At 49.2% G+C, this 25,326-nt stretch carries 16 protein-coding genes, 1 tRNA gene and 3 rRNA genes; 18 read left to right on the top strand and 2 right to left on the bottom strand.

The annotated features are described in order from the left end of the window. The first annotated feature begins 118 nt into the window (after window positions 1–118). Window positions 119–2,131 carry an NAD-dependent DNA ligase LigA gene (gene ligA / locus ABGV42_RS27225; protein WP_347384526.1) on the top strand — a complete coding sequence of 671 codons (2,013 nt, stop codon included), beginning with the start codon at window positions 119–121 and terminating at the stop codon, window positions 2,129–2,131. Between the two features lie 129 nt (window positions 2,132–2,260). Here ligA and ABGV42_RS27220 read toward each other — a convergent pair whose 3' ends face one another. Further along, window positions 2,261–3,628 (bottom strand): molybdopterin-dependent oxidoreductase, encoded by a 1,368-nt coding sequence (locus tag ABGV42_RS27220; protein ID WP_347384525.1) that lies wholly within the window; start codon window positions 3,626–3,628, stop codon window positions 2,261–2,263. A gap of 565 nt (window positions 3,629–4,193) precedes the next feature. Here ABGV42_RS27220 and ABGV42_RS27215 point away from each other — a divergent pair. The 12 genes from ABGV42_RS27215 to pssA all read left to right on the top strand — a co-directional run bounded on the left by ABGV42_RS27215 (window position 4,194) and on the right by pssA (window position 19,503). After that, a 16S ribosomal RNA gene (locus tag ABGV42_RS27215) occupies window positions 4,194–5,745 on the top strand. A 108-nt stretch (window positions 5,746–5,853) separates the two neighbouring features. After that, window positions 5,854–5,929, top strand: a tRNA-Ala gene (locus tag ABGV42_RS27210). A gap of 250 nt (window positions 5,930–6,179) precedes the next feature. Further along, window positions 6,180–9,107 (top strand): 23S ribosomal RNA (locus tag ABGV42_RS27205). A 145-nt stretch (window positions 9,108–9,252) separates the two neighbouring features. Beyond that, window positions 9,253–9,369 (top strand): 5S ribosomal RNA (gene rrf / locus ABGV42_RS27200). Together the 16S, 23S and 5S rRNA genes with 1 tRNA gene alongside form the textbook arrangement of a ribosomal RNA operon. Window positions 9,370–9,590: 221 nt before the next feature. Next, window positions 9,591–10,775 (top strand): GNAT family N-acetyltransferase, encoded by a 1,185-nt coding sequence (locus ABGV42_RS27195; protein WP_347384524.1) that lies wholly within the window; start codon window positions 9,591–9,593, stop codon window positions 10,773–10,775. 488 nt (window positions 10,776–11,263) lie between these two features. Further along, window positions 11,264–11,725: a CtsR family transcriptional regulator gene (locus ABGV42_RS27190; protein WP_095293442.1), complete on the top strand. Its 462-nt coding sequence runs from the start codon at window positions 11,264–11,266 to the stop codon at window positions 11,723–11,725. 31 nt (window positions 11,726–11,756) lie between these two features. Next, on the top strand, window positions 11,757–12,275 hold the full coding sequence (locus ABGV42_RS27185) for a UvrB/UvrC motif-containing protein (protein WP_095362295.1): 519 nt from the start codon (window positions 11,757–11,759) through the stop codon (window positions 12,273–12,275). A 28-nt stretch (window positions 12,276–12,303) separates the two neighbouring features. Beyond that, window positions 12,304–13,374 carry a protein arginine kinase gene (locus ABGV42_RS27180; RefSeq protein WP_347384523.1) on the top strand — a complete coding sequence of 357 codons (1,071 nt, stop codon included), beginning with the start codon at window positions 12,304–12,306 and terminating at the stop codon, window positions 13,372–13,374. Between the two features lie 187 nt (window positions 13,375–13,561). Continuing rightward, entirely contained in the window at window positions 13,562–16,024 is a 2,463-nt protein-coding gene (clpC, locus tag ABGV42_RS27175) for an ATP-dependent protease ATP-binding subunit ClpC (protein ID WP_347384522.1), read from the top strand. A gap of 228 nt (window positions 16,025–16,252) precedes the next feature. Further along, on the top strand, window positions 16,253–17,620 hold the full coding sequence (gene radA / locus ABGV42_RS27170; protein ID WP_347384521.1) for a DNA repair protein RadA: 1,368 nt from the start codon (window positions 16,253–16,255) through the stop codon (window positions 17,618–17,620). Window positions 17,621–17,633: 13 nt separating this feature from the next. Continuing rightward, complete coding sequence (disA, locus tag ABGV42_RS27165; protein WP_127540919.1) at window positions 17,634–18,710, top strand: DNA integrity scanning diadenylate cyclase DisA; 1,077 nt, start codon at window positions 17,634–17,636, stop codon at window positions 18,708–18,710. A gap of 61 nt (window positions 18,711–18,771) precedes the next feature. After that, window positions 18,772–19,503, top strand: coding sequence for a CDP-diacylglycerol--serine O-phosphatidyltransferase (gene pssA / locus ABGV42_RS27160; RefSeq protein ID WP_347384520.1), 732 nt, complete (start codon window positions 18,772–18,774; stop codon window positions 19,501–19,503). A gap of 132 nt (window positions 19,504–19,635) precedes the next feature. On the opposite strand, the gene ABGV42_RS27155 is transcribed toward pssA, so the two are convergent. Continuing rightward, entirely contained in the window at window positions 19,636–20,031 is a 396-nt protein-coding gene (locus tag ABGV42_RS27155; RefSeq protein ID WP_095293446.1) for a DUF1573 domain-containing protein, read from the bottom strand. 173 nt (window positions 20,032–20,204) lie between these two features. Here ABGV42_RS27155 and ABGV42_RS27150 point away from each other — a divergent pair, with 173 nt between their 5' ends. The 5 genes from ABGV42_RS27150 (at window position 20,205) to cysE (ending at window position 25,320) form a co-directional block, all read left to right on the top strand. Continuing rightward, on the top strand, window positions 20,205–21,290 hold the full coding sequence (locus tag ABGV42_RS27150) for a PIN/TRAM domain-containing protein (protein WP_347384519.1): 1,086 nt from the start codon (window positions 20,205–20,207) through the stop codon (window positions 21,288–21,290). Between the two features lie 101 nt (window positions 21,291–21,391). Beyond that, window positions 21,392–22,084, top strand: coding sequence for a 2-C-methyl-D-erythritol 4-phosphate cytidylyltransferase (ispD, locus tag ABGV42_RS27145; RefSeq protein ID WP_347384518.1), 693 nt, complete (start codon window positions 21,392–21,394; stop codon window positions 22,082–22,084). Beyond that, window positions 22,081–22,557, top strand: a complete 477-nt coding sequence (gene ispF / locus ABGV42_RS27140) for a 2-C-methyl-D-erythritol 2,4-cyclodiphosphate synthase (protein ID WP_095293433.1) — start codon at window positions 22,081–22,083, stop codon at window positions 22,555–22,557. The genes ispD and ispF overlap by 4 nt, the downstream gene beginning before the upstream one ends. Window positions 22,558–22,592: 35 nt before the next feature. Then, the gene (gene gltX, locus ABGV42_RS27135; protein WP_095293432.1) at window positions 22,593–24,056 is read left to right on the top strand and encodes a glutamate--tRNA ligase; all 1,464 of its coding nucleotides are present in this window, start codon (window positions 22,593–22,595) and stop codon (window positions 24,054–24,056) included. 595 nt (window positions 24,057–24,651) lie between these two features. Further along, the gene (cysE, locus tag ABGV42_RS27130) at window positions 24,652–25,320 is read left to right on the top strand and encodes a serine O-acetyltransferase (RefSeq protein ID WP_347384517.1); all 669 of its coding nucleotides are present in this window, start codon (window positions 24,652–24,654) and stop codon (window positions 25,318–25,320) included. Window positions 25,321–25,326: the final 6 nt, after the last annotated feature.

The raw sequence follows: 25,326 nt of genomic DNA, 5'->3' as shown, positions 1-25,326 counted from the left end.
ATGAATATGACAAGAAATCCAGTGACAACAGCGATCGGAGATTATTCTGCCAGCGGAGTTTAAGTGCAATATAAGTGTTCGTTCTACATAGATTAAATTAACGGAGGGATGGCCCTGTATGGACCCGATGCACCGGATGGAGCAACTCGTGACCGAGCTGAACCAGCATAATTATCAGTACTACACGATGGATCAGCCGCAGATCAGTGACAAGGAATATGATCTTCTGTACGACGAACTGGTTACGCTTGAACAGGAGAGCGGGATGGTTTTGCCCGATTCTCCAACCCAGCGTGTGGGTGGCGAACTGCTGAAGGGGTTTACCCCGCATCGCCATCTTTCCCCACTCTGGAGTCTGGACAAAGCCCAGAACATCGAGCAGCTGCGGAGCTGGAATACTCGTGTGCTGAAGCTGGTGGGCGACTATAACAGCAAAAATCCGGGTAATCCTTTACCGGAACCCGGCTATGTCATCGAGTTGAAGTTTGATGGGCTCACCCTGAACCTGACATACACCAATGGTGAATTGGTACAGGCCTCTACACGCGGGAACGGAACCGTAGGCGAGGGGATTTTGGCACAAGTGAAAACGATCAAATCCGTCCCGCTCAGAATTCCGTATACCGGCGGTACGATCGAAGTACAGGGTGAAGGCATCATGAATCTCTCTGTCCTGAACCGATACAACGAAACCGCGGCAGAGCCGCTTAAAAATGCTCGTAACGCAGCAGCGGGAGCGCTGCGCAACCTGAATCCGAAGACAACGGCGGAGCGTCGACTTAATGCTTATTTTTACAATGTAGGGTACTCGGACGACATTCAATTTGCCAATCATCAGCAGATGATGGATTTTCTGCGTGAGAACCGTTTCAAAGTTAACCCATCGATTACGTACTTCCATGAATTTGATGATGTGATGGAACAGCTTGCCGCCATTCAGGAGAATCGGGGACAGCTGGACTACCTGATTGATGGGGCCGTTATCAAAATCACCGACATGCGCACACGTGAAGTGCTGGGTTATACCGATAAGTTCCCACGTTGGGCTGTAGCCTATAAATTCGAGGCAGAAGAGACCACGACCGTTCTGAATTCCGTTGTATGGAATGTGGGCCGTACCGGTAAAGTAACTCCGCTCGCACGTGTAGAACCGGTCGAACTGGCGGGAGTAACGGTTTCGAATTGTACATTGAACAATGTGGGCGATATTGAGCGTAAAAATCTGAAGTTTGCCTTGGGCACACGTGTCTTCATCCGCCGCTCCAATGATGTCATTCCTGAAATCCTGGGTAAAGTGACTGAAGAGAGTGATGGGGAAGAGATCATATATCCAGAGCAGTGTCCGGCTTGCGGATTCCCGCTTGAGCAGCGCGGAGCTCATCTGTTCTGTAATAACAAATTGGCATGTAAACCGCAGACCGTTGCTCGAATTTCTCATTTTGCTTCCCGTGATGCAATGGATATTGAGACATTCAGTGAGAAGACAGCGATTCAGCTGTACGATGAGCTCAGTGTGCGTGAGCCGGCTGATCTGTATACATTGCAATTTGACGACCTGGTGAAGCTGGAGCGGTTTGGTGAAAAGAAAGCGAGCAACCTTCTCGCTGCGCTGGAGCATAGTAAGGATCGTGACCTTGCATCGTTCCTGTACGCGCTGGGCATTCCGAATACAGGTAAATCAACGACGCGCATGCTGGCTGACCATTATCGTGATTTGCATGCGATTATGAACGCAACCGTGGAGGAACTTGTTGAACTTCCAGACGTAGGCGGCATTGTGGCCGAGAGTATTGTGACGTTCTTCGCAGATCCGTTTACCCAGGCTGCCATTGAAAAAATGCTGGATTTGGGCGTAAAAGCCCAGGCACCGGAAGCGCCTGCAGTGGTGGTCGAAGATTCCTTCTTTAGTGGCAAAACGGTCGTGCTGACCGGAACACTGCATCAACTGACACGTGACGAGGCAACGCAAAGACTGGAAGCACTCGGAGCGAAAGTGACAGGAAGTGTCTCGAAAAAGACCGACCTTGTCATTGCTGGAGAGAAGGCAGGCAGCAAGCTGGCCAAAGCACATGATCTAGGCATCCCAACCATTGAGGATGAGGATGAACTCGTTCGTCTTTTGAATCAGTAGGACTAACCTGATAGCTAGAAAATGAAGAAACCCCCGATTAACCACGCTAGGTGGAGATCGGGGGTTTCTGCTATTCATTTGTATGATGTTTTTCAATTCATAGACTCCACACGAGTTTGAGGTCAAACGTTAGGAACTGATATTGGGGATGCGCTGAGCTGCGCCTGTAAGCCATGCATCCTTGTCGTATCCTCGTTCTTCCCAGTAACCGATATGTTCACTTTCGATGAGCTCAATACGATTCAACCATTTTACCGACTTATAGGCATACATCTGGGGAATCACAAGTCGTACCGGACCACCGAGATCTGCGGGGATGGGTTTGCCATCATGCATGACGGCTACCATGATATCTTCCATCTGTGCCTGATCCATCGTAATGGCATCCGTATATACCCCGTCTCCAGAGTAAAATTTGACACTGTGTGCTTCGGGTTTTACTCCGGCTTGGCTCAACAGTTGTTTAAGAGAGATCCCTTCCCACGTGTTCTTATATACGGACCAGCCAGTTACACAATGGAAATCACTGACCTGTACGGTGCGAGTGAGCTTGACGAATTGTTCCCAATTCCAACTCTGCGCCCGTTCGACAAGCCCATCGATCCGAAATGACCAATTCTCATTTGAAAACGAGGGAATGGGAGTAACCGTGTATACTCGGAAATGACCTTCTGCACCTCCTCCAATGGGAGGGGAAGAGGCAGCCGCGGGTTGCGGCAACGGACTCAGCCGATTGGGGTCGTTCTCCAGCATACTGTCGATGCTGTTGTCTATACTGAGATTACGTCCAACCCAAGAGACAAAGGTAGGGCCGAGTGTTACGGCTAACCCCACACCTACAGCTGACCGAATAAACGCACGCCGTGTATACACCGGTTGGGGTTTCTGAGGTTGATCAGGTAAAGTTGTCGCAGAAGCATGATCAGATCTAGGAGCTGAGGTTGCAGCTGCTGTAGTTGCATTTTCTCCAGATATGCCCAATGAATCGGCTGTGCCGCTGATTGCTTTCGTCGATTTGCCAGCACTCACCGTACGGCGTGTCGAATCTTTTAACCATTTGGTACGGGTAATGGAGTGGTAGATGATGTAGGGCAGACCCAACCAAGTTAACAAATCATGAGTCAAAAGTGCGGCATTTGACCATTTCGGTCCCGCGAGTTTAAATTGCCATAATACAATGCCTGAGATTAGCCAGCCAATCAGCAGAACAAGCACGATGATCGTATTCACTTTTTGCCAAGGTCTGTTCCGGAGCTGTTTCCAGTGTTTGCTCGCCAGTATCAAGTAATAAACAACAGGTGCTAGCATAGCCAACCCAACAATAATATGAAGCCATTTTAGCCATACGCGCCCCATACCGAGTATTTCACGCCAGAACCCACCGACTAACATAAGTCCCGTGACGGCGAGGATCACTACGATCCAGGCATTCCAGAAGTGGATAGACACGAGTTTCTTGCCGTATCCCTTACGAAGGTTTTTTAGCCACTGTTCCAAGAGTAATCACCCCAAATAAAGTTAAAAGCAGTAAATCTTCATATGTATTAAGCGGCTAAAACGAAGAACGGTATTGAGTGATGATATTTTATTCCTATCTCTTTATTGTATATACCTCATTATAGAAGCTTTGGATCACTCACATCAAACGTCTCCATTTTAGGAACGTTATAAAAGTAAAGTTCATCTAATTAAGATGGAGAAAAACGGCTTATGGCTAATACTGTATATATAGAGTGCTCTTTGAAAAAGAAATTAAAAAATGCTTGCTATCTAAATTCATACATGATATATTATTTCTTGTCGCTTCAAACGAGTGATTGTCGAATTGGTTTGAATGGCGACGAAAAATATTGTTGACAGTTAGTTAGTTAACATGATAAGATAAACATCCTGTCCGGTTGACACTCGTCGACAAGAACGGACAACAAGTTCCTTGAAAACTGAACAAATGGATAGTAACTTATGATTTACAATGAATCGTCAGATTCAAAATGAGCTAATCGCTCTTTTCAATACCCCAGATGATTTTCATAGCGTCTAACCGCGCTGGTGAAATTCATCTTTATTGGAGAGTTTGATCCTGGCTCAGGACGAACGCTGGCGGCATGCCTAATACATGCAAGTCGAGCGGAGTTGATAGAAAGCTTGCTTTCTTGATACTTAGCGGCGGACGGGTGAGTAACACGTAGGCAACCTGCCCTCAAGCTTGGGACAACTACCGGAAACGGTAGCTAATACCGAATACTTGCTTCTTTCGCCTGAAGGAAGCTGGAAAGACGGAGCAATCTGTCACTTGAGGATGGGCCTGCGGCGCATTAGCTAGTTGGTGAGGTAACGGCTCACCAAGGCGACGATGCGTAGCCGACCTGAGAGGGTGATCGGCCACACTGGGACTGAGACACGGCCCAGACTCCTACGGGAGGCAGCAGTAGGGAATCTTCCGCAATGGGCGAAAGCCTGACGGAGCAATGCCGCGTGAGTGATGAAGGTTTTCGGATCGTAAAGCTCTGTTGCCAGGGAAGAACGTCCTTGAGAGTAACTGCTCAAGGAGTGACGGTACCTGAGAAGAAAGCCCCGGCTAACTACGTGCCAGCAGCCGCGGTAATACGTAGGGGGCAAGCGTTGTCCGGAATTATTGGGCGTAAAGCGCGCGCAGGCGGTCATTTAAGTCTGGTGTTTAATCCCGGGGCTCAACCCCGGATCGCACTGGAAACTGGGTGACTTGAGTGCAGAAGAGGAGAGTGGAATTCCACGTGTAGCGGTGAAATGCGTAGAGATGTGGAGGAACACCAGTGGCGAAGGCGACTCTCTGGGCTGTAACTGACGCTGAGGCGCGAAAGCGTGGGGAGCAAACAGGATTAGATACCCTGGTAGTCCACGCCGTAAACGATGAGTGCTAGGTGTTAGGGGTTTCGATACCCTTGGTGCCGAAGTTAACACATTAAGCACTCCGCCTGGGGAGTACGGTCGCAAGACTGAAACTCAAAGGAATTGACGGGGACCCGCACAAGCAGTGGAGTATGTGGTTTAATTCGAAGCAACGCGAAGAACCTTACCAGGTCTTGACATCTGAATGACCGGTGCAGAGATGTACCTTTCCTTCGGGACATTCAAGACAGGTGGTGCATGGTTGTCGTCAGCTCGTGTCGTGAGATGTTGGGTTAAGTCCCGCAACGAGCGCAACCCTTGATCTTAGTTGCCAGCACTTCGGGTGGGCACTCTAAGGTGACTGCCGGTGACAAACCGGAGGAAGGTGGGGATGACGTCAAATCATCATGCCCCTTATGACCTGGGCTACACACGTACTACAATGGCCGGTACAACGGGCAGTGAAGCCGCGAGGTGGAACGAATCCTAAAAAGCCGGTCTCAGTTCGGATTGCAGGCTGCAACTCGCCTGCATGAAGTCGGAATTGCTAGTAATCGCGGATCAGCATGCCGCGGTGAATACGTTCCCGGGTCTTGTACACACCGCCCGTCACACCACGAGAGTTTATAACACCCGAAGTCGGTGGGGTAACCGCAAGGAGCCAGCCGCCGAAGGTGGGATAGATGATTGGGGTGAAGTCGTAACAAGGTAGCCGTATCGGAAGGTGCGGCTGGATCACCTCCTTTCTATGGAGAATCGTTTCCCGTAGCGGAAACATTCAAATACGCAGGTTCGCTGAACCTGCGACAGCAACATCGTTACTTATCCATTTGTTCAGTTTTGATGGAATTTGAGGGGCCATAGCTCAGCTGGGAGAGCGCCTGCCTTGCAAGCAGGAGGTCAGCGGTTCGATCCCGCTTGGCTCCACCAAAGAATTTCGTCTATTTAGCTTGTTCTTTGAAAACTAGATATCGAAACGAAAATTGCGAATTAGAACATTCCTTTTGGGATGAATGCATGTTCGGTTCAAGTAACCGATCAACAATCATCCTAGCTGAACTTGTGTCAAAACAAGTTTCAATAAATAGTGAAAACTGCATTGTGATGGTATCGAATGGGAGCGACTTTTGGCTTTGCGTAAGCAAAACAAGGGAAGTGAGCAGTCGAAACCGGAGCAATTGGTTAAGCTACTAAGAGCACACGGAGGATGCCTAGGCGCTAGGAGCCGATGAAGGACGTGGCGAACAACGAAACTGCCTCGGGGAGCTGTAAGCAAGCTTTGATCCGGGGATGTCCGAATGGGGAAACCCAGCTGGGGTAATATCCAGTTACTCATAACTGAATACATAGGTTATGTAGAGGCATACCAGGGGAACTGAAACATCTAAGTACCTTGAGGAAGAGAAAACAATAGTGATTCCGTCAGTAGCGGCGAGCGAACGCGGAACAGCCCAAACCAGAGAGCTTGCTCTCTGGGGTTGTGGGACGTCTCACATGGAGTTACAAAGGAACCGGTTAAACGAAGAGGTCTGGAAAGGCCCGCCAAAGAAGGTAAAAGCCCTGTAATTGAAAGTCTGTTCCCTCCGAGACGGATCCCGAGTAGTGCGGGGCACGTGAAACCCCGTATGAATCCGGCAGGACCATCTGCCAAGGCTAAATACTTCCTAGCGACCGATAGTGAAGCAGTACCGTGAGGGAAAGGTGAAAAGCACCCCGGAAGGGGAGTGAAATAGAACCTGAAACCGTGTGCTTACAAGAAGTCAGAGCCCATTTTAGGGGTGATGGCGTGCCTTTTGTAGAATGAACCGGCGAGTTACGTTCCCGTGCAAGGTTAAGGTGAAGAGCCGGAGCCGCAGCGAAAGCGAGTCTGAATAGGGCGACATAGTACGTGGACGTAGACCCGAAACCGGGTGATCTACCCCTGTCCAGGGTGAAGGTGCGGTAACACGCACTGGAGGCCCGAACCCACGCACGTTGAAAAGTGCGGGGATGAGGTGGGGGTAGCGGAGAAATTCCAATCGAACTCGGAGATAGCTGGTTCTCCCCGAAATAGCTTTAGGGCTAGCCTCGGAAAACAGAGTCGTGGAGGTAGAGCACTGATTGGGTGCGGGGCCCGCAAGGGTTACCAAGCTCAGTCAAACTCCGAATGCCATAGACTTACTTCCGGGAGTCAGACAGTGAGTGCTAAGATCCATTGTCAAAAGGGAAACAGCCCAGACCATCAGCTAAGGTCCCCAAGTGTGTGTTAAGTGGGAAAGGATGTGGAGTTGCACAGACAACCAGGATGTTGGCTTAGAAGCAGCCACCATTGAAAGAGTGCGTAATAGCTCACTGGTCGAGTGACTCTGCGCCGAAAATGTAACGGGGCTAAACACACCACCGAAGCTATGGCTTGATGCTTTGCATCAGGGGTAGGGGAGCGTTGTATAAGGGTTGAAGGTGTACCGTAAGGAGCGCTGGACATTATACAAGTGAGAATGCCGGTATGAGTAACGAAAAGATCAGTGAGAATCTGATCCGCCGAAAGCCTAAGGGTTCCTGAGGAAGGCTCGTCCGCTCAGGGTAAGTCGGGACCTAAGGCGAGGCCGAAAGGCGTAGTCGAAGGACAACAGGTCGAAATTCCTGTACCACCGTAAATCGTTACGAGCGATGGGGGGACGCAGTAGGGTAGTGACGCAGGCTGATGGATGCCTGTCCAAGCAGTGAGGCTGATGTGTAGGCAAATCCGCACATCGTAAGGCTGAGCTGTGATGGGGAGTGAAAATTACAGTAGCGAAGGTCATGATCTCACACTGCCAAGAAAAGCCTCTAGCCAGATGAAGGTGCCCGTACCGCAAACCGACACAGGTAGGCGAGAAGAGAATTCTAAGGCGCGCGGAAGAACTCTCGTTAAGGAACTCGGCAAAATGACCCCGTAACTTCGGGAGAAGGGGTGCCCCGGTAGTGTGAATAGCACGAGGGGGCCGCAGTGAAAAGGCCCAAGCGACTGTTTAGCAAAAACACAGGTCTGTGCGAAGCCGTAAGGCGAAGTATACGGGCTGACGCCTGCCCGGTGCTGGAAGGTTAAGGGGAGCGGTTAGGGAGTAATCCCGAAGCTGTGAACCGAAGCCCCAGTAAACGGCGGCCGTAACTATAACGGTCCTAAGGTAGCGAAATTCCTTGTCAGGTAAATTCTGACCCGCACGAATGGCGTAACGACTTGGGCGCTGTCTCAACGAGAGATCCGGTGAAATTTTAATACCTGTGAAGATGCAGGTTACCCGCGACAAGACGGAAAGACCCCATGGAGCTTTACTGCAGCTTGATATTGAATTTGGGTACGATCTGTACAGGATAGGTGGGAGCCTTTGAAGCATGAGCGCCAGCTTGTGTGGAGGCACCGTTGGGATACCACCCTGATCGTATCTAGGTTCTAACCTGGTGCCCTTAGCGGGTACGGGGACAGTGTCAGGTGGGCAGTTTGACTGGGGCGGTCGCCTCCTAAAGAGTAACGGAGGCGCCCAAAGGTTCCCTCAGAATGGTTGGAAATCATTCGAAGAGTGCAAAGGCATAAGGGAGCTTGACTGCGAGACCTACAAGTCGAGCAGGGACGAAAGTCGGGCTTAGTGATCCGGTGGTACCGCATGGAAGGGCCATCGCTCAACGGATAAAAGCTACCCTGGGGATAACAGGCTTATCTCCCCCAAGAGTCCACATCGACGGGGAGGTTTGGCACCTCGATGTCGGCTCATCGCATCCTGGGGCTGAAGTAGGTCCCAAGGGTTGGGCTGTTCGCCCATTAAAGCGGTACGCGAGCTGGGTTCAGAACGTCGTGAGACAGTTCGGTCCCTATCTGTCGTGGGCGTAGGAAATTTGAGAGGAGCTGTCCTTAGTACGAGAGGACCGGGATGGACGTACCGCTGGTGTACCAGTTGTTCCGCCAGGAGCACCGCTGGGTAGCTATGTACGGACGGGATAAGCGCTGAAAGCATCTAAGCGTGAAGCCCCCCTCAAGATGAGATTTCCCAGTATGTAAGACCCCTTGAAGACGACGAGGTAGATAGGCTGGGGGTGGAAGTGCAGTAATGCATGGAGCTGACCAGTACTAATCGGTCGAGGGCTTATCCAAATTGCAGGTTCTAGTCGCATATTTCGTTTCGGATCTAGTTTTCAGGGAATAATCTCTGAAATGAAAATCGGTACAACACTCCAATGTGTGTATGATTTTCAGTTCCACTTTTGATTTTAAGAAGCTCATGCTTCGACAAATCACGTTTGGTGGCGATAGCGGAGGGGTTCCACACGTACCCATCCCGAACACGACCGTTAAGCCCTCTAGCGCCGATGGTACTTGGACCGAAGGGTCCTGGGAGAGTAGGACGCTGCCAAGCAAAGAACCACTGCCGAAGAACCTCGGTGGTGGTTTTTATTTTGTTTATTTTACTGTGTGCTTTTACTAACTATCTACATATGATTTATGGCGGGAGATGCTTATGCACCTCTTATTTGACTTTGTACGACGCCTCTGACACACTCATAGAAGATACATACATCACATTTAAGGACGCAATTTGATTCGCTTACAATTCTGAAGAATGGGGTGCAGGATGTTATGGATATTCGCAAATTAACCAATGATGATTTCGAAGCGTGTATGACGCTTTCGGAGTACGCTTTTCAGTTTGAATTAAATGAGGAACAGCTTGAAAAGCGCCGTGAGGAATTCAACTCACACAATGTGTTGGGAGTATATGAGGATGGACAAGTTGGAGCCAAGCTTCAGATCATTCCTTTTCAAACTTATATTCAAGGTCGATCATTTGCGATGGGCGGTATTGCGGGTGTAGCAACATGGCCGGAATACCGGCGCAAAGGTTGGGTAGCAGGGCTGCTTAAATTTGCATTGGAAGAGATGAATCGGAATAAACAAAGTATTTCCTTCCTGCATCCGTTCTCGTTTGCTTTTTATCGGAAATATGGATGGGAGACATATGTAGAGTTTAAAAATTATAAGATGTCTACCGATCAATTACCTACGAAGAAGCCAACTACCGGTACTCTCCGGCGGGGCAATCCAGAGCTATCGGTGCTGAAAGAGGTATATGATACGTATGCAGAACGTTACAACGGAACCTTAAGCCGAGATGATGCTTGGTGGGAAAATTCAGTTTATGCCAAGAAGGGGAGCCAGCGGGCTGTTTACTATGATGAAGCAGGACTGCCACAAGGCTACGTACTTTACGAGGTCAAGGATAGAAAGTTTACCATTGGTGAGTTGGTGCATCTAAATGAAGAGGCAAGACAAGGGCTGTGGACATTTATCGCCAACCATGACTCGATGATTGATGAAGTGACGTTAAAAGCGCCTGCGAACGATACACTGGCCTTTCAACTGGATAATCCACGGATTCAGCAGGAGGTTACCCCATACTTTATGGCGAGAATCGTTAGTGTGGAGCAGTTCATTTCGCAGTATCCTTTTGCAAGCCAAGACTCTCCGGTACAGATTCAGCTTGAGGTAGAAGACGCACATGCACCGTGGAATGAAGGGGTTTGGGAATTGAACGTGGCTATGAACGGAACAGCTTCCATCTGGAAAAAAGGGGAGCTTACTACGGAAGATCAGCCTGCTCAGCATATCAGACTTAACATCCAATCGCTAACGGCAGTGTTGATGGGGTATCGCAGACCCGCTGAGATGGCCCGAATCGACAGGATTCAAGGCTCGGAAGAGGATATTCAGGCTTTGGAAAAAGCGATACCTGTTCGCCATACCTACCTGATGGATTTCTTCTGATTTTCCAAGTGTGTTTATGAGCATATCCAGCGCCAAATCATTTGGCTGCCTTCTCTTTTCATATTAATAGAAAAACAGTGCTACAGTGAGACAAATGAACTTCTCCGGCTTTTTTGGAGAGGTTTTTTTGTGTCTGGGGAATATTTCGTGTAAAATCGTAAAAAATGAATAGTGACCCCACTTGGCAAAACCACAAAATATGCTATAATGTATATAAAGTCAAAGAAAGTCAAAGTCAACTGAAGGTTAAATACTTACGTAGCTTTCTTTCTACATTCCGGTGATGAGGAACATTTAAATGGAGTTTGGATATCATCGGAAAGAGGCAGTACCAAGAGGACCTTCGTGCGTCCTTGCTCTCCCGAATAAACCAGCGGAATTCAAGATTCGTCGTTTCCCTGATTGGTTAAATGGGTTGAGAAGGTGCACTCTGTGGGGGCGTGTGGGTCCTTATTGACTTAACGTTTCAGACAGTGGAGGATGAGTGGATGCGTAATATCTCTGATATTATCGAACAATATCTGAAGAGTATTTTGCATGAAAGTCCCGAAGGAATGGTTGAAATTCAGCGTAATGATCTTGCAGATCAATTCTCATGCGTACCATCCCAGATCAACTATGTAATTAGCACACGCTTTACTCTTGAAAAAGGATATTTGGTTGAGAGTAAACGTGGTGGTGGCGGTTATGTCCGCATACAGCGGATTGAATTGCCGGCTCACTCTGCTCTGCATAATCATCTGCACCATAGCATCGGGGATGAGATTGGACAGACAGCTGCCGAAGGCTTGATTTATCAACTGGAAGAAGCACGTTTTCTGAGTAAACGGGAAGCCGGGTTGATGCGTGCAGCTGTATCAAGAGAAATTTTATTGGTCAAACTTCCTTACCGGGATCAAATTCGTGCCAGAATGTTAAAGGCGATGTTAATATCTTTGCTCGGTAAATGAAAACTATCGGGATCAAGGAGGTACATCCTAAATGCTGTGCCAAGAATGCGACAAACGTCCGGCGACACTTCATTTCACCAAAATCGTGAATGGAGAGAAGACGGAATTCCATATTTGTGAGTCATGTGCCCGTGAAAAGGGAGAAATGATTCCGGGAACATCGAATGGATTTTCCATTCACAATCTGTTGTCCGGGTTGCTTGATTTCGAACCCAAGAATGGAAATGCTGGGGCACCCCCTGCTCAGACTCTTCGTTGTGAAGAGTGCGGCATGACTTACTCACAGTTTAGCAAAATCGGCCGATTCGGCTGCAGTTCTTGTTATAAATATTTTGACAGTCGTCTGGATCCACTCTTTAAAAGGGTCCATGGCAGCACAACCCATGTGGGCAAAGTGCCTGCACGAGCTGGTGGTCGCATCAAAGTGAAGCGGCAGATTGCCGACCTGAAACGCGATCTTCAGGAGAGTATCGCCCAGGAAGAGTTTGAAGAGGCGGCTCAAATCCGTGACCAGATCAGGGAACTTGAAAAAGAAATAGCTCAGGAGTAGAGTTTGTCATGAGTAGGAGGGACGCGTAATGCCTAATCTGCGCTTTACAGAGAAGGCGCTCAGCGACTGGATGCGCAGTGATGCGGCTGATTCCGAAATCGTCATTAGCAGCCGTGTCCGGATCGCACGTAATCTTCAGCATTACCCATTTCCAATGCTTGCTTCCAATGAGCAATCGGAAGAAGTGCTGAATAAGCTGAGCGAAGTACTTCAATATGATGACGTTCATGCCTTTGGAGATTTTCACACCTTGGACCTGATGGATATTGATGATCTCGATAAGCGGGTGCTGGTGGAGAAACATTTGATTAGCCCCAGTCTTGCGAATGAATCAAAGAATGGTGCGGTTATTCTCAGTGAGGATGAATCCGTCAGTATTATGATTAACGAAGAAGACCATCTTCGTATCCAATGCCTCTATCCGGGGTTCCAGGTGAAAGAAGCCTGGGAGAAAGCTTCCGCCATAGACGATGCTTTTGAAGCGCATGTGGATTATGCTTTTGACGATCGCAGAGGGTACCTGACCAGCTGTCCTACCAATGTAGGTACCGGTGTAAGAGCATCTGTTATGATGCATCTGCCTGCTCTGGTGATGACACAGCAGATTGGACGTATTCTGACGGCTGTTTCTCAAGTGGGTCTGACCGTGCGTGGTATTTACGGCGAAGGCAGCGAGGCAATGGGCAACCTCTTTCAGATCTCGAATCAGATTACGCTTGGACAAACGGAGCAAGAGGTCATTGATAACCTGCATAGCGTTGTGCTGCAGATTATTGGGCATGAACGTACTGCCAGAGAGCGGTTAATTTCCGACTCCAGACTGCGGATTACCGATAGAGTGATGCGTTCATACGGGATTTTGTCCCACGCAGCCATTATGGATTCCAAGGAAGCCGCACAGCGCCTTTCGGATGTTCGCTTAGGTGTGGATCTGGGTCTGTTGAACGGATTGTCCATCACGGTAATGAATGAGTTGAACGTGATGACACAACCGGGTTTCTTACAGAAAACATTTGGAGAAGATATGCGCACAGATGAACGTGACATCTACCGGGCTCAGTTGATTCGTGATACGATCAATTCAGCCAGCCAGTCCTAGTGGTAACAAATCAATTGAACATTCATAAGGTTTCATGCCGCATCTGCGGCTTTATATAAAATGAGCATTTACCTAATACGGAATGACTTTATTCGCAGCATGGCTGTAAACAAGAATGATATGAATTATACGGCGGGATCGTGATCAAGGCCCCCGTTTTATCCAAAACCATGGAGGTGCAGGAGATATGATGTTTGGAAGATTTACGGAACGGGCCCAAAAGGTGCTCGCACTCGCGCAGGAAGAAGCTGTCCGTCTCGGTCATAATAACATCGGTACAGAGCACATTTTGCTCGGCCTCATTCGTGAAGGCGAAGGTATCGCAGCCAAAGCGCTGATCGGCCTGGGACTCGGATTGGAAAAAATTCAAGATGAAGTAGAGACGCTGATTGGCCGCGGCCAAGAGCAACCTACCAACATTGCATATACGCCTCGTGCGAAAAAAGTAATTGAACTGTCGATGGATGAGGCTCGCAAATTGGGTCACACCTATGTTGGTACAGAGCATATTTTGCTCGGATTGATTCGTGAAGGCGAGGGTGTTGCGGCACGCGTGCTGAATAACCTCGGCATCAGCTTGAACAAAGCGCGCCAACAAGTGCTGCAGTTGCTTGGCAGCAGTGAGGCTGTATCCAGTCATAATGGAACGCCTGCTAACGTAAGCACGCCAACACTGGACAGTCTGGCACGTGATCTTACCGCTTATGCGAAGGAGAACAACCTGGATCCGGTGATCGGCCGCAGCAAAGAAATTGAGCGTGTTATTCAGGTGCTGAGCCGTCGTACCAAGAACAACCCTGTATTGATTGGTGAACCTGGTGTAGGTAAAACAGCGATTGCTGAAGGTCTTGCACAGAAAATCATCGCCAACGAAATTCCGGAGACATTGCGCGATAAACGTGTCATGACCCTGGATATGGGTTCTGTTGTTGCCGGAACGAAATACCGTGGTGAGTTTGAGGATCGTTTGAAAAAAATCATGGATGAGATTCGTCAGGCAGGCAACATCGTCCTATTCATCGACGAATTGCACACTTTGATCGGTGCAGGTGGAGCAGAAGGTGCAATTGATGCTTCGAACATTTTGAAACCGGCTCTGGCTCGTGGAGAACTGCAATGTATCGGTGCAACAACACTGGACGAATACCGTAAATATATCGAGAAGGATGCAGCGCTTGAGCGTCGTTTCCAACCGATTACTGTAGATCAGCCTTCTCCAGAAGAAGCGATTCAAATCTTGCACGGCCTGCGTGATCGTTATGAAGCGCACCACCGCGTGAAAATTACGGACGAAGCCATTGTACAGGCGGTTAAATTGTCTGACCGTTACATCACAGATCGTTTCCTGCCAGACAAAGCAATTGACCTGATCGATGAAGCGGGTTCCAAAGTAAGATTGAACTCATACACCATTCCGCCGAACCTGAAACAACTGGAAAGCCGTCTTGAAGATATCCGTAAGGAAAAAGACGCAGCGGTCCAAAGCCAGGAGTTCGAAAAAGCAGCAGCTCTGCGTGATACGGAACAAAAAATCCGTGAAGAGCTGGATGTAACGAAGAACCAATGGAAAGAAAAACAAGGTCGTACCGATTCCGAAGTAACGCCTGAAGATATCGCACAAGTGGTAGCCAACTGGACGGGAATTCCGGTAAACAAGCTCAAAGAAGAAGAGACTCAACGCCTGATGAATCTGGAGTCCATCTTGCATGAACGTGTCATCGGTCAGGATGAAGCCGTGAAATCAGTCAGCCGTGCGGTTCGCCGTGCTCGTGCTGGATTGAAAGATCCGAAACGTCCAATGGGATCCTTCATCTTCCTCGGTCCTACTGGGGTAGGTAAAACCGAGCTGGCTCGAGCGCTTGCCGAAGCCATGTTCGGCGACGAAAATGCAGTTATCCGGATTGATATGTCCGAGTATGGTGAGAAGCACTCCACTTCAAGACTCGTCGGAGCGCCTCCAGGATATGTTGGATATGAAGAAGGCGGTCAGCTGACAGAGAAAGTGCGTCGCAAACCGTATTCCGTAGTCCTGCTCGACGAGATCGAGAAAGCACACCCAGAAGTATTCAACATCCTGCTGCAAGTGCTTGAGGATGGCCGTCTGACAGACTCGAAAGGTCGTGTCGTGGACTTCCGCAACACCTTGATCATTCTGACATCCAACGTGGGTGCTGAAGCGATTAAACGTAACTCTACACTCGGCTTCACCGCTGTTGTGGATGCAGGTGCGGATTACGATAACATGAAGGGTAAAGTCATGGATGAGCTGAAGAAAAGCTTCCGTCCAGAGTTCCTTAACCGGATTGATGAAATCATCGTATTCCACTCGCTTGAAGAGAAACACATTGCAGAGATTGTCACCCTGATGAGCGAGGAGCTTCGGAAACGTCTGCGTGAATACGAGGTCGACTTCGAGCTCACAGACAACGCGAAGGCCTTCTTGGCCAAAGCAGGCTTCGATCCAGCTTATGGTGCACGTCCGCTTCGCCGGGCAATCCAGAAGCATATCGAAGACAAATTGTCTGAAGAATTGCTTACAGGTACGGTAACCAAAGGCGATTCGTTGTTGATCGACGAAGAGAACGGCGCATTGTCGGTAACCAAAAAGGAAGCTGTCGTTCCCAAGAATGAGGAAATCGAAACAAAGTAAGCAAAATATAACCTGATTAAAATGTGATCCTGATCCTTTCCGGCTTCGGCCGGAGAGGATTTTTTATTTTATCCTTATTCAAGGAACATCTGTAAAGTTTACGATAATCCTTTACGAAAAATCTCAAACAATGGTAAACTTTTATTAACCCTGTACGTCAGAAATTCAGGGCAAAATTCGTCGAAAAATGCAAAATGCTGTTATAAAATAAATCCTAGGAGTGCTGAAGTGGCCAAAGTTAAAACCAAGTTTCAATGTACGGAATGTGGTTATGAAGCCCCCAAATGGTACGGCAAATGTCCGGGTTGTCAGTCATGGAATTCCATGGTGGAAGAAACGGAAACGGTTGTCAAAACACAAGGGAGAAATTCGCCCCTCTTTGACAGTAAAGATAAACCGCTTCCCATCATAGATATAGATAGCGGTCAAGAACCGCGTGTGCAGACTGGAATCGGAGAGCTGAACCGGGTATTGGGCGGCGGCATAGTTCCGGGGTCTCTCGTGCTGGTGGGCGGAGATCCGGGAATCGGAAAATCAACGCTGATGCTGCAAACCTCCCATGCTCTAACGCATTCGGGTTTGCGCGTGTTATATGTTTCGGGTGAGGAATCGGTGAAACAGACCAAATTGCGGGCTGACCGTCTGGATGCGCTCTCTCCTGAGCTGTATGTGCTGTGTGAAACCAATATGGAACGCATAGAGGAGGCGGTGGAGCAGATCCAGCCGCATTTTCTTGTCATCGACTCCATTCAGACCGTTTATCTGCCAGAAGTCACCAGTGCACCCGGGAGTGTGGCACAAGTAAGGGAATGTACCTCTCGGTTTATGCGGATCGCCAAAGGCCGAGGCATTGCAACCGTGCTTGTGGGGCATGTTACGAAAGAAGGGGCTATCGCTGGTCCGCGTATGTTGGAGCATATGGTGGATTGTGTTCTTTATTTTGAAGGGGAACGTCATCATACGTATAGACTGCTGCGTGCGGTTAAAAACCGTTTCGGTTCAACCAATGAAATTGGTATTTTCGAAATGGGCGAAGACGGCCTGCGTGAAGTGGGGAATCCTTCCGAACTCTTTTTGTCCGAACGTCCGCTCGGTGTAGCGGGTTCTACCGTAGTAGCAAGTATGGAAGGCACAAGACCTATGCTGGTTGAGCTGCAGGCACTAATCTCTACAACCCATTTCCCGTCTCCCCGCCGTATGGCAACAGGGATAGACCATCACAGGCTGAACCTGATTATTGCGGTGCTTGAGAAACGGATGGGCATGTTTTTGCAAACACAGGATGCATACCTGAATGTGGCCGGTGGAGTACGGCTCGATGAACCGGCGGTAGATTTGGCAGTTGCCGTCAGCATCGCCTCCAGTTTGAGAGATGTGCCGACCAAGCCGGATGACGTGATATTTGGCGAAATTGGTTTGACAGGTGAGGTTCGGGCCGTATCACGGGCTGAACAACGTGTGAAGGAAGCCGAGAAACTGGGCTTCAAACGAGTCATTTTACCGGAGAAAAGCTTAAAGGGCTGGAAACATCCTCGCGGGATACAACTGATCGGTGTGAATACCGTGGCAGATGCACTAGCGGTTGCTTTAGATTAGGGGGCATAACAAGATGAAAGATTCGAGCCAACTGGATAATATGAATGAATTGTTGAGGCTGATCGCACCAGGTACACCTTTCCGCGAAGGTCTGGAGAACGTGCTGCGCGCCAAGACGGGGGCACTGCTTGTTGTAGGATACAGCCCTGAAGTAATGGAAGTGGTAGACGGGGGCTTCTCGATCAATTGCGATTTCTCCCCCAACTACTTGTATGAACTTGCCAAGATGGACGGTGCCATCATTCTTAGCGAGGATTTAAAGCGTATTCTGTATGCCAACACTCAGCTTATTCCGGATTCCTCCATCTCATCCTCTGAGACAGGGATCCGTCACCGGACAGCAGAGCGTGTAGCCAAGCAAACAGGCAAACTGGTCGTATCCATCTCGCAACGCCGGAATATTATTACCTTATATCAGGGAACGCTTAGATATTCGCTCAAGGAAATTGGAGTTATTTTAACAAAGGCCAACCAGGCCATTCAAACGCTTGAGAAGTACAAAGCTGTACTGACCCAATCCCTTACGAATCTAAGTGCCTCGGAGTTCGAAGAACTTGTGACTATCCCTGAAGTGGTGAACGTCATTCAGCGTACGGAAATGGTGATGCGCATCAAGACGGAAATCAAGCGTTACATCCATGAACTTGGGAATGAAGGGCGACTGATCTCCATGCAGATGGAAGAATTGGTTGGAACGACCGAAGAAGAAGCGTGGTTGCTGTACAAAGACTATGCACGCGACGATAGTGACGAGAAAATTCGTGAAATTATCGTGGGACTCAAACGTCTGTCGGATGATGAATTGCTGGATGCCCATCATATCGTCCGTCTGCTCGGTTATCCTTCTTCTGCTGCCACATCGGAAGATTCGGTTGCACCGCGCGGATATCGGGTATTGAATAAGATACCACGTCTTCCAAATGTCATTATTCATAACCTTGTGGACCAATTTGAACAATTGCCGCATGTGATCATGGCAACGATTGAAGAGCTGGATGAAGTCGACGGTATTGGTGAGGTACGTGCCCGTACAATTAAGGAAGGTCTGAAGCGTCTGCAGGAGCAGATGTTTATTGACAGACAAATGTAATCCAGAGCGATCAGTACAGGCTTGCCTATAACGGCCCTGAAGATGATGAGGTGAAACAACGATGTTAACCAGATTCATTCCGAACCTCTTTACCTTGGGTAATCTGTTTCTTGGAATGATGGCGATACTGCTTGCAATTGAAGGGAATTATAGCCTGGCTGCGATTATGGTGATTGTTGCGATGCTGCTGGATGGGTTGGATGGCCGGGTCGCGCGTGCGCTGAATGCCCAGAGTGAATTCGGAAAAGAGCTCGATTCCTTGTCTGACATGGTTTCGTTCGGTGCAGCCCCGGCACTCATTATGTTTATGGTATCCTTCCAGGATGCATCGCCGGTGCTCGCCTGGATCGCCACGGCAAGCTTCCCCATTTGCGGAGCCATTCGGCTGGCACGCTTTAATGTAAGACCCGGAATTCCCGGATATTTTACCGGTCTGCCCATTCCGGCAGCTGGAGGTGTTCTTGCAACGCTGACGTTGTTTAACAAGGATATTGGTCCCGTGAGCATGATGATAGCCACATTGTTATTATCCTATCTGATGGTAAGCTCGCTTAAATATCCGAATTTTAAAAAGGTCGGTCTGCCGCGAAAAGCGATCTGGATCGCACCTTGGGTGGTTGTATTCGCCGTAGCGGTTGCTGTCATTTTCCCAGAACAGTTGTCGAAGCTGATCTTTATTCCACTGGTGCTGTACGCTCTATATGGAATGAAGCATAATATGCGGACGGCAGCCTCCCGCAGCCGGGCGAAGAAGCGCAAGGAAGAGAAGTCATCCCGTCCTTCTGATCGATAATCTGTTCGAATGGGACAATGCACCTGAAATGCATAAGAAAAAGCACGCATTCTCCTTCAGGAGCGTACGTGCTTTTTTTGTTGATTCGGATTTATAAGGTACCTACTCTTGTACGGCAACATCGCCTATCATTTACGACAAATTGAACATCCCTAACGTCGAACATTTCTGTGACTCGTGATTCACAACTTCTTCCATGTTAATATCCAGCAGATTGCAGAGAGCTGACATATAAAACAGGTTCCGCCCCAGTTCGGAGCTGATGACCTCTTTGCAATTCTCACACAATTCACCTTCCACATGCGTTTCCAGCAGGCCCTTGGTTTGAGCGATACCGCTCTCGGGGGCATATTTCTGCTTGGTGGCGTGCAGCTCAATGCAGCCGCATTCGGTAATGGCCTTGGACACGGCACGGTTGACAGAAGCTCCGGCTTGTCCTGTTTTGGACAGTACATCAATCAGACTGCGATGACGCAGCAACAGCTCGGAAACCTGATCCTGAAAAGCCTGTAAACTTAGCGTACTCATTTTGCTACTCACCTCGGGATATGAATTGAATTCATTATATGCCAATAATTTACCTTCTTTCAACTGACGATTGCAACATTTCCAAAAAGTTCTTCCAATCGGGATTAGCAATCCAAGAATTGGATCATACTGGATATGAAGAGGAACGACAATTGAAGGAGGTGCAGGGACATATGTGGAAAAAAGGCATTTTAACTTTTACAGGATTGTGCGGTGCATGGTTTGGCTACACGGCATATCATCTGGCAGGAAAATCCGTCCCGTGGATGGCTGAATGGATTCAGTCGGCAGGGCTGCTGGGGGCTGGGGTAGCAACGGCACTGGGCGCTGTATTGTTTATGGCTGTATGTAATATTGGTGGAACATTGCTGGCAAGCAGGCTGCAAAATGGAATTGATGTTTTGGCAAAAGTTCCGATGAACGAACTGGCTGCCGGCGCAGCGGGTACCGTTGCAGGGTTACTGATGGCCTTGCTGCTCTATCCATGCCTGACGTGGCTGGGAACAGCAGGAGAGGTGCTTCAGGTCGCACTGACGGCCGTTAGCGGATATTCGGGGTACTTGCTAGCTATGGCGAAGAAAGACGACCTTGCGGCATTCTGGATGTCTGGGCGGTGGGGGCACCCCGAGCTGGATGAAGACAGACGGATGGAAGAACATAAAATTTTGGATACCAGTGTCATTATTGATGGTCGCATCGCAGATATATGCAAAACCGGCTTTATCGAAGGTACCATTGTAATTCCGGAATTCGTCCTGGAAGAACTTCAGCACATTGCGGATTCTTCGGATCTGCTGAAGCGGAACAGAGGGCGGCGCGGACTCGACATTTTGAATAAAATCCAGAAAGAACTCGACGTGAAGGTACTCATTTACGAAGGGGATTTCGAAGAGATATCGGAAGTGGACAGTAAGCTGGTCAAACTCGCCAAAGTGCTTCAGGGCAAGGTGGTTACCAATGACTTTAACTTGAACAAGGTTTGCGAGCTCCAGGGTGTATCCGTGCTCAACATCAACGATTTGGCGAATGCAGTGAAGCCAGTGGTGCTTCCAGGTGAAGAGATCATGGTGCAAATCATCAAGGATGGCAAGGAGCATGGCCAGGGTGTAGCTTACCTGGATGACGGTACAATGATTGTCGTGGAAGGCGGACGCGAGTACATCGGCATGATGATGGAAGTGCTGGTGACCAGTGTGCTGCAGACTTCCGCGGGACGAATGATTTTTGCCAAGCCGAAACTGTTGGAAAAAGCCCAATAAAGGGGTATGATGGGTAGTGTATCGTTCACCGATATTTATATCACTTGCAGATATTCAGTATCGTAGAACGATAAACTGACAGACAAGGCAGGGATTACGGCATGGATAAAGGGTGGGGTGTCGTCATTGTGGCAGCTGGTCGGGGAACCCGAATGGGAACAACCGAGAGTAAGCAGTTTCTGCTGCTGCAGGACAAGCCCGTTTTCATACATACGCTTGAAGTGTTTGCCGCTCTGGACGAAATCAGCGAGATCGTGCTGGTAACCGGAGCCGCAGATGTTGAACGCTGCCTGGATTGGGTAAAAGAATACCGACTGGAGTCGCGTGTCCGTGTCATCCCCGGAGGGAAAGAGAGACAGCATTCTGTCCATGAAGGCCTTAAGGCCCTGCAGACGGATTGGGTTCTCGTTCACGACGGGGTACGTCCTTTTGTTGACCGTAATCAGATTACAGGTTGCATGGAGGCCGCGATGTCGGGGGGAGCTGCTGTACTCGCCGTTCCCGTTAAAGATACGATTAAACAAGTGAATGCGGAAGGGATCGTTACGGCGACCCCTGACCGCAGCAGTCTGTGGAGTATTCAAACCCCGCAGGCTTTTCGTCTTTCTTCACTGCTGCTTGCTTATGAGTCGGCGGCAAAGGACCGATTTCTTGGGACAGATGACGCCATGCTGGCTGAGCGCCAGGGAATGTCCGTTCAGGTTGTGGAAGGCAGTTATACCAACATCAAATTAACGACGCCGGAAGATTTGGAATACGCCGCGTTTTTGCTTGGGGGAGAGAAGAAGCGATGATACGTGTAGGACAGGGATTTGATGTACACCAGTTGGTGGAGGGACGTCCGTGCATCATTGGCGGGGTAACGATTCCTTATGAGAAAGGACTGCTTGGTCACTCGGATGCAGATGTGCTGCTGCATGCCATCAGTGATGCCATTCTTGGTGCACTTGCACTCGGGGACATCGGCAAACATTTTCCGGACACTGATCCGGAGTTTAAGGATGCGGATAGCCTCAAACTGCTGGAGCATGTATGGCAGCTGGTGAAGGATCGCGGATATCGTTTGGGTAACATCGATTCCACCATTATTGCGCAGAAACCGAAAATGGCACCTTACATTCCACAAATGGCCGAGGTTATTGCCAAGGCGCTGGAAGCGGATGTGGACCAGGTCAATGTCAAAGCAACGACCACAGAGCAGCTCGGATTCCCTGGACGGGGAGAGGGCATTGCGGCCCAATCGGTTGTTTGCCTTGTTCGTGTGTGATATTATCAACCAACTAGAGACGGAGGGGATATTTTATGAGCACAGAAGTTCGTGTGCGCTACGCGCCTAGTCCAACGGGTCACCTGCATATCGGGAATGCCCGTACGGCGCTCTTTAACTATTTGTATGCCAAACATAATAATGGGAAATTTATCATTCGTATTGAGGATACCGACGTAAAACGGAATATTGCGGGTGGTGAAGAAAGCCAGCTTAAATATTTGAAATGGCTCGGAATCGAGTGGGATGAGAGCATTGATGTAGGCGGAGAATACGGACCTTACCGTCAGACGGAACGTTTGGATATTTACCGCAAATACACCCAGGAGCTGCTGGACAAAGGTCTGGCATACCGCTGCTTCTGTACGGAAGAAGAGTTGGAGCAAGAGCGCGAGGAGCAGACGGCACGTGGAGAAACGCCGCGTTATTCGGGCAAACACCGTGACCTGACACCAGAGCAGATCAGTGCTTTTGAAGCGGAAGGCCGCGTGGCGAGCATTCGTTTCCGTGTACCGGAAGAGCGTACATATACGTTCGATGACATGGTAAAAGGCACCATTTCATTTAACAGCAAGGAGTCCGGGGACTTCGTCATTGTGAAAAAAGACGGCATTCCCACTTACAACTATGCCGTTGCAGTGGATGATCATTTGATGAAAATCTCCCACGTTCTCCGGGGGGAAGATCACATCTCCAACACGCCGCGTCAGCTGATGATCTATGAAGCGCTCGGCTGGGAGCCGCCGCAATTCGGTCATATGACACTGATCGTGAATGAAAATCACAAGAAGCTGAGTAAACGGGATGAATCTGTCATTCAGTTTATCGAACAATATGATCAGCTCGGCTACTTGCCGGAGGCGATGTTCAACTTCATTTCCCTGCTTGGCTGGTCGCCGGAAGGGGAAGAAGAGATTTTCTCGCAGGAGCAGTTGATCTCCATCTTTGATACGAAACGGTTATCCAAGAGCCCTGCGGTCTTTGATACTCACAAGCTGGCGCACCTGAACAATCACTATATCAAACATGCAGACCCGGATCGTATTGCCGAAATGGCTATTCCGCATCTGCAAAAGGCAGGACGCATCGCAGCTGAGCTGTCACCTGAACAGAAAGAATGGGCGTATACACTTGTTCATCTGTACCAGGAGCAAATGACGGCAGCCTCCGATATTGTGGAACTGTCAGAAGTATTCTTCCGCTCCCATCTGGAACTGGATGCAGAAGCAACAGCCGTGCTTGGAGAGGAACAAGTGCCGACCGTTCTGAAGGCCTTTGCTGACAAAGTTCAGGCGAGCGAAGAGTTTACACCAAGTAAAATGGCTGCATTGATCAAGGAAGTACAGAAGGAAACCGGATTTAAAGGCAAACAGCTCTTTATGCCTATCCGTGTAGCACTGACTGGACAGACGCATGGACGTGACCTGAATCAGACGATTGTACTGCTGGGCCGGGATACGGTTATTGAGCGTCTGCATGCACAAGTGAAAGGCGCATAATCCAAGAACGGTATAGATCCTGGTATCGTCGCTCTGAGGGCAGGCATCGCTTCCGGATGAAGATATCGCAAGATTGTTGTCAGTCCAGTACCTTTTCGCTATAATAGCAACACAAAGGTTAAATGACATGTTTCAGCATTCATCATAGAACAGCAAAGACCGGGAGGAGTAAACCGAACCGGACAGTTTCAGAGAGGATGGTCCCGTGGCAAAGAATGAATTTCTTTGGCTGCGGTGGCTGTGAGCCATCCGCTGTCCATCGGTTGAAATGCGCCCGTGAGCTGCATAGCCGAATCCGGCCCCGCCTCTTGTACGTGTAGGGAGGAAAACGTCAGGATAGGTTGTGACGGTTGGTTTCCGTTACCGAACCGTTTGAGGGTTCATGCTTATTGGTCGGAACAGGTAGCAGCATTCGCTGACTGTCTAATTCTGTTACGTAAGTGTGAGCCGAGCAGAGTGGGACCGCGATTAACGCCTCTGCAGCATAATGCTGCAGAGGCGTTTTTTGTTTGGGGCGAGTCAGCAGTACACTACCAAGAGGGATGCGCCGTCCGGTATGCCGGAGGACGAAGACCTGAACAAGAGGGGAACGAGCATGTTCAAGAAGATCAGATCAGATATCCAGGCGGTGTTTGAGAACGATCCGGCTGCCCGGGGATGGTTCGAGGTTGTACTCACCTATTCGGGGCTGCATGCGATATGGGCTCATCGGATCGCGCACTTTTTCTACAAACGCAAATGGTTCTCGGTTGCCCGGTTCATCTCGCAGATCAGCCGTTTTATGACAGGAATCGAGATTCACCCTGGAGCGACCATCGGGAATCGGCTGTTTATTGACCACGGGATGGGTGTAGTTATTGGTGAAACCTGTGAGATTGGTGATGATGTTGTTATTTATCAGGGGGTTACACTTGGCGGAACAGGGAAAGAAAAAGGAAAGAGACACCCGACGATTGGCAATAATGTGGTTATCTCATCCGGAGCCAAAGTGCTCGGTTCATTCAGCGTTGGTGATCAATGCAACATTGGAGCCAACTCGGTCGTATTGAAAGAAGTCCCATCCAACAGTACGGTTGTAGGCATACCGGGAAGAATCGTCAAGCAGGATGGACGCCGGGTGGATCGTCTGAATCAGCAGCTGCCCGATCCGGTCATTGACTCTCTGCGCAGTATGCAGCAAGAGATCGAACGGTTGCGTGAAGAAGTGCGTACACTACAGGATAACCATAAGAGTGAGACTTCGCGTGATACAATAAATAAATAAGGATGT

The organism is Paenibacillus pabuli (assembly GCF_039831995.1).
GTDB lineage: Bacteria > Bacillota > Bacilli > Paenibacillales > Paenibacillaceae > Paenibacillus > Paenibacillus pabuli_C.
This window is presented reverse-complemented; position numbering and strand designations above follow the sequence as displayed.

Excerpts from the sequence above, each read along its gene's own strand:
- ligA (WP_347384526.1), top strand. The coding sequence starts at position 119 with ATGGACCCGATGCACCGGATGGAGCAACTCGTGACCGAGCTGAACCAG.
- ABGV42_RS27195 (WP_347384524.1), top strand. The coding sequence starts at position 9,591 with ATGGATATTCGCAAATTAACCAATGATGATTTCGAAGCGTGTATGACG.
- ABGV42_RS27190 (WP_095293442.1), top strand. The coding sequence starts at position 11,264 with ATGCGTAATATCTCTGATATTATCGAACAATATCTGAAGAGTATTTTG.
- ABGV42_RS27185 (WP_095362295.1), top strand. The coding sequence starts at position 11,757 with ATGCTGTGCCAAGAATGCGACAAACGTCCGGCGACACTTCATTTCACC.
- ABGV42_RS27180 (WP_347384523.1), top strand. The coding sequence starts at position 12,304 with ATGCCTAATCTGCGCTTTACAGAGAAGGCGCTCAGCGACTGGATGCGC.
- clpC (WP_347384522.1), top strand. The coding sequence starts at position 13,562 with ATGATGTTTGGAAGATTTACGGAACGGGCCCAAAAGGTGCTCGCACTC.
- disA (WP_127540919.1), top strand. The coding sequence starts at position 17,634 with ATGAAAGATTCGAGCCAACTGGATAATATGAATGAATTGTTGAGGCTG.
- pssA (WP_347384520.1), top strand. The coding sequence starts at position 18,772 with ATGTTAACCAGATTCATTCCGAACCTCTTTACCTTGGGTAATCTGTTT.
- ABGV42_RS27155 (WP_095293446.1), bottom strand. The coding sequence starts at position 20,031 with ATGAGTACGCTAAGTTTACAGGCTTTTCAGGATCAGGTTTCCGAGCTG.
- ABGV42_RS27150 (WP_347384519.1), top strand. The coding sequence starts at position 20,205 with ATGTGGAAAAAAGGCATTTTAACTTTTACAGGATTGTGCGGTGCATGG.
- ispD (WP_347384518.1), top strand. The coding sequence starts at position 21,392 with ATGGATAAAGGGTGGGGTGTCGTCATTGTGGCAGCTGGTCGGGGAACC.
- ispF (WP_095293433.1), top strand. The coding sequence starts at position 22,081 with ATGATACGTGTAGGACAGGGATTTGATGTACACCAGTTGGTGGAGGGA.
- gltX (WP_095293432.1), top strand. The coding sequence starts at position 22,593 with ATGAGCACAGAAGTTCGTGTGCGCTACGCGCCTAGTCCAACGGGTCAC.
- cysE (WP_347384517.1), top strand. The coding sequence starts at position 24,652 with ATGTTCAAGAAGATCAGATCAGATATCCAGGCGGTGTTTGAGAACGAT.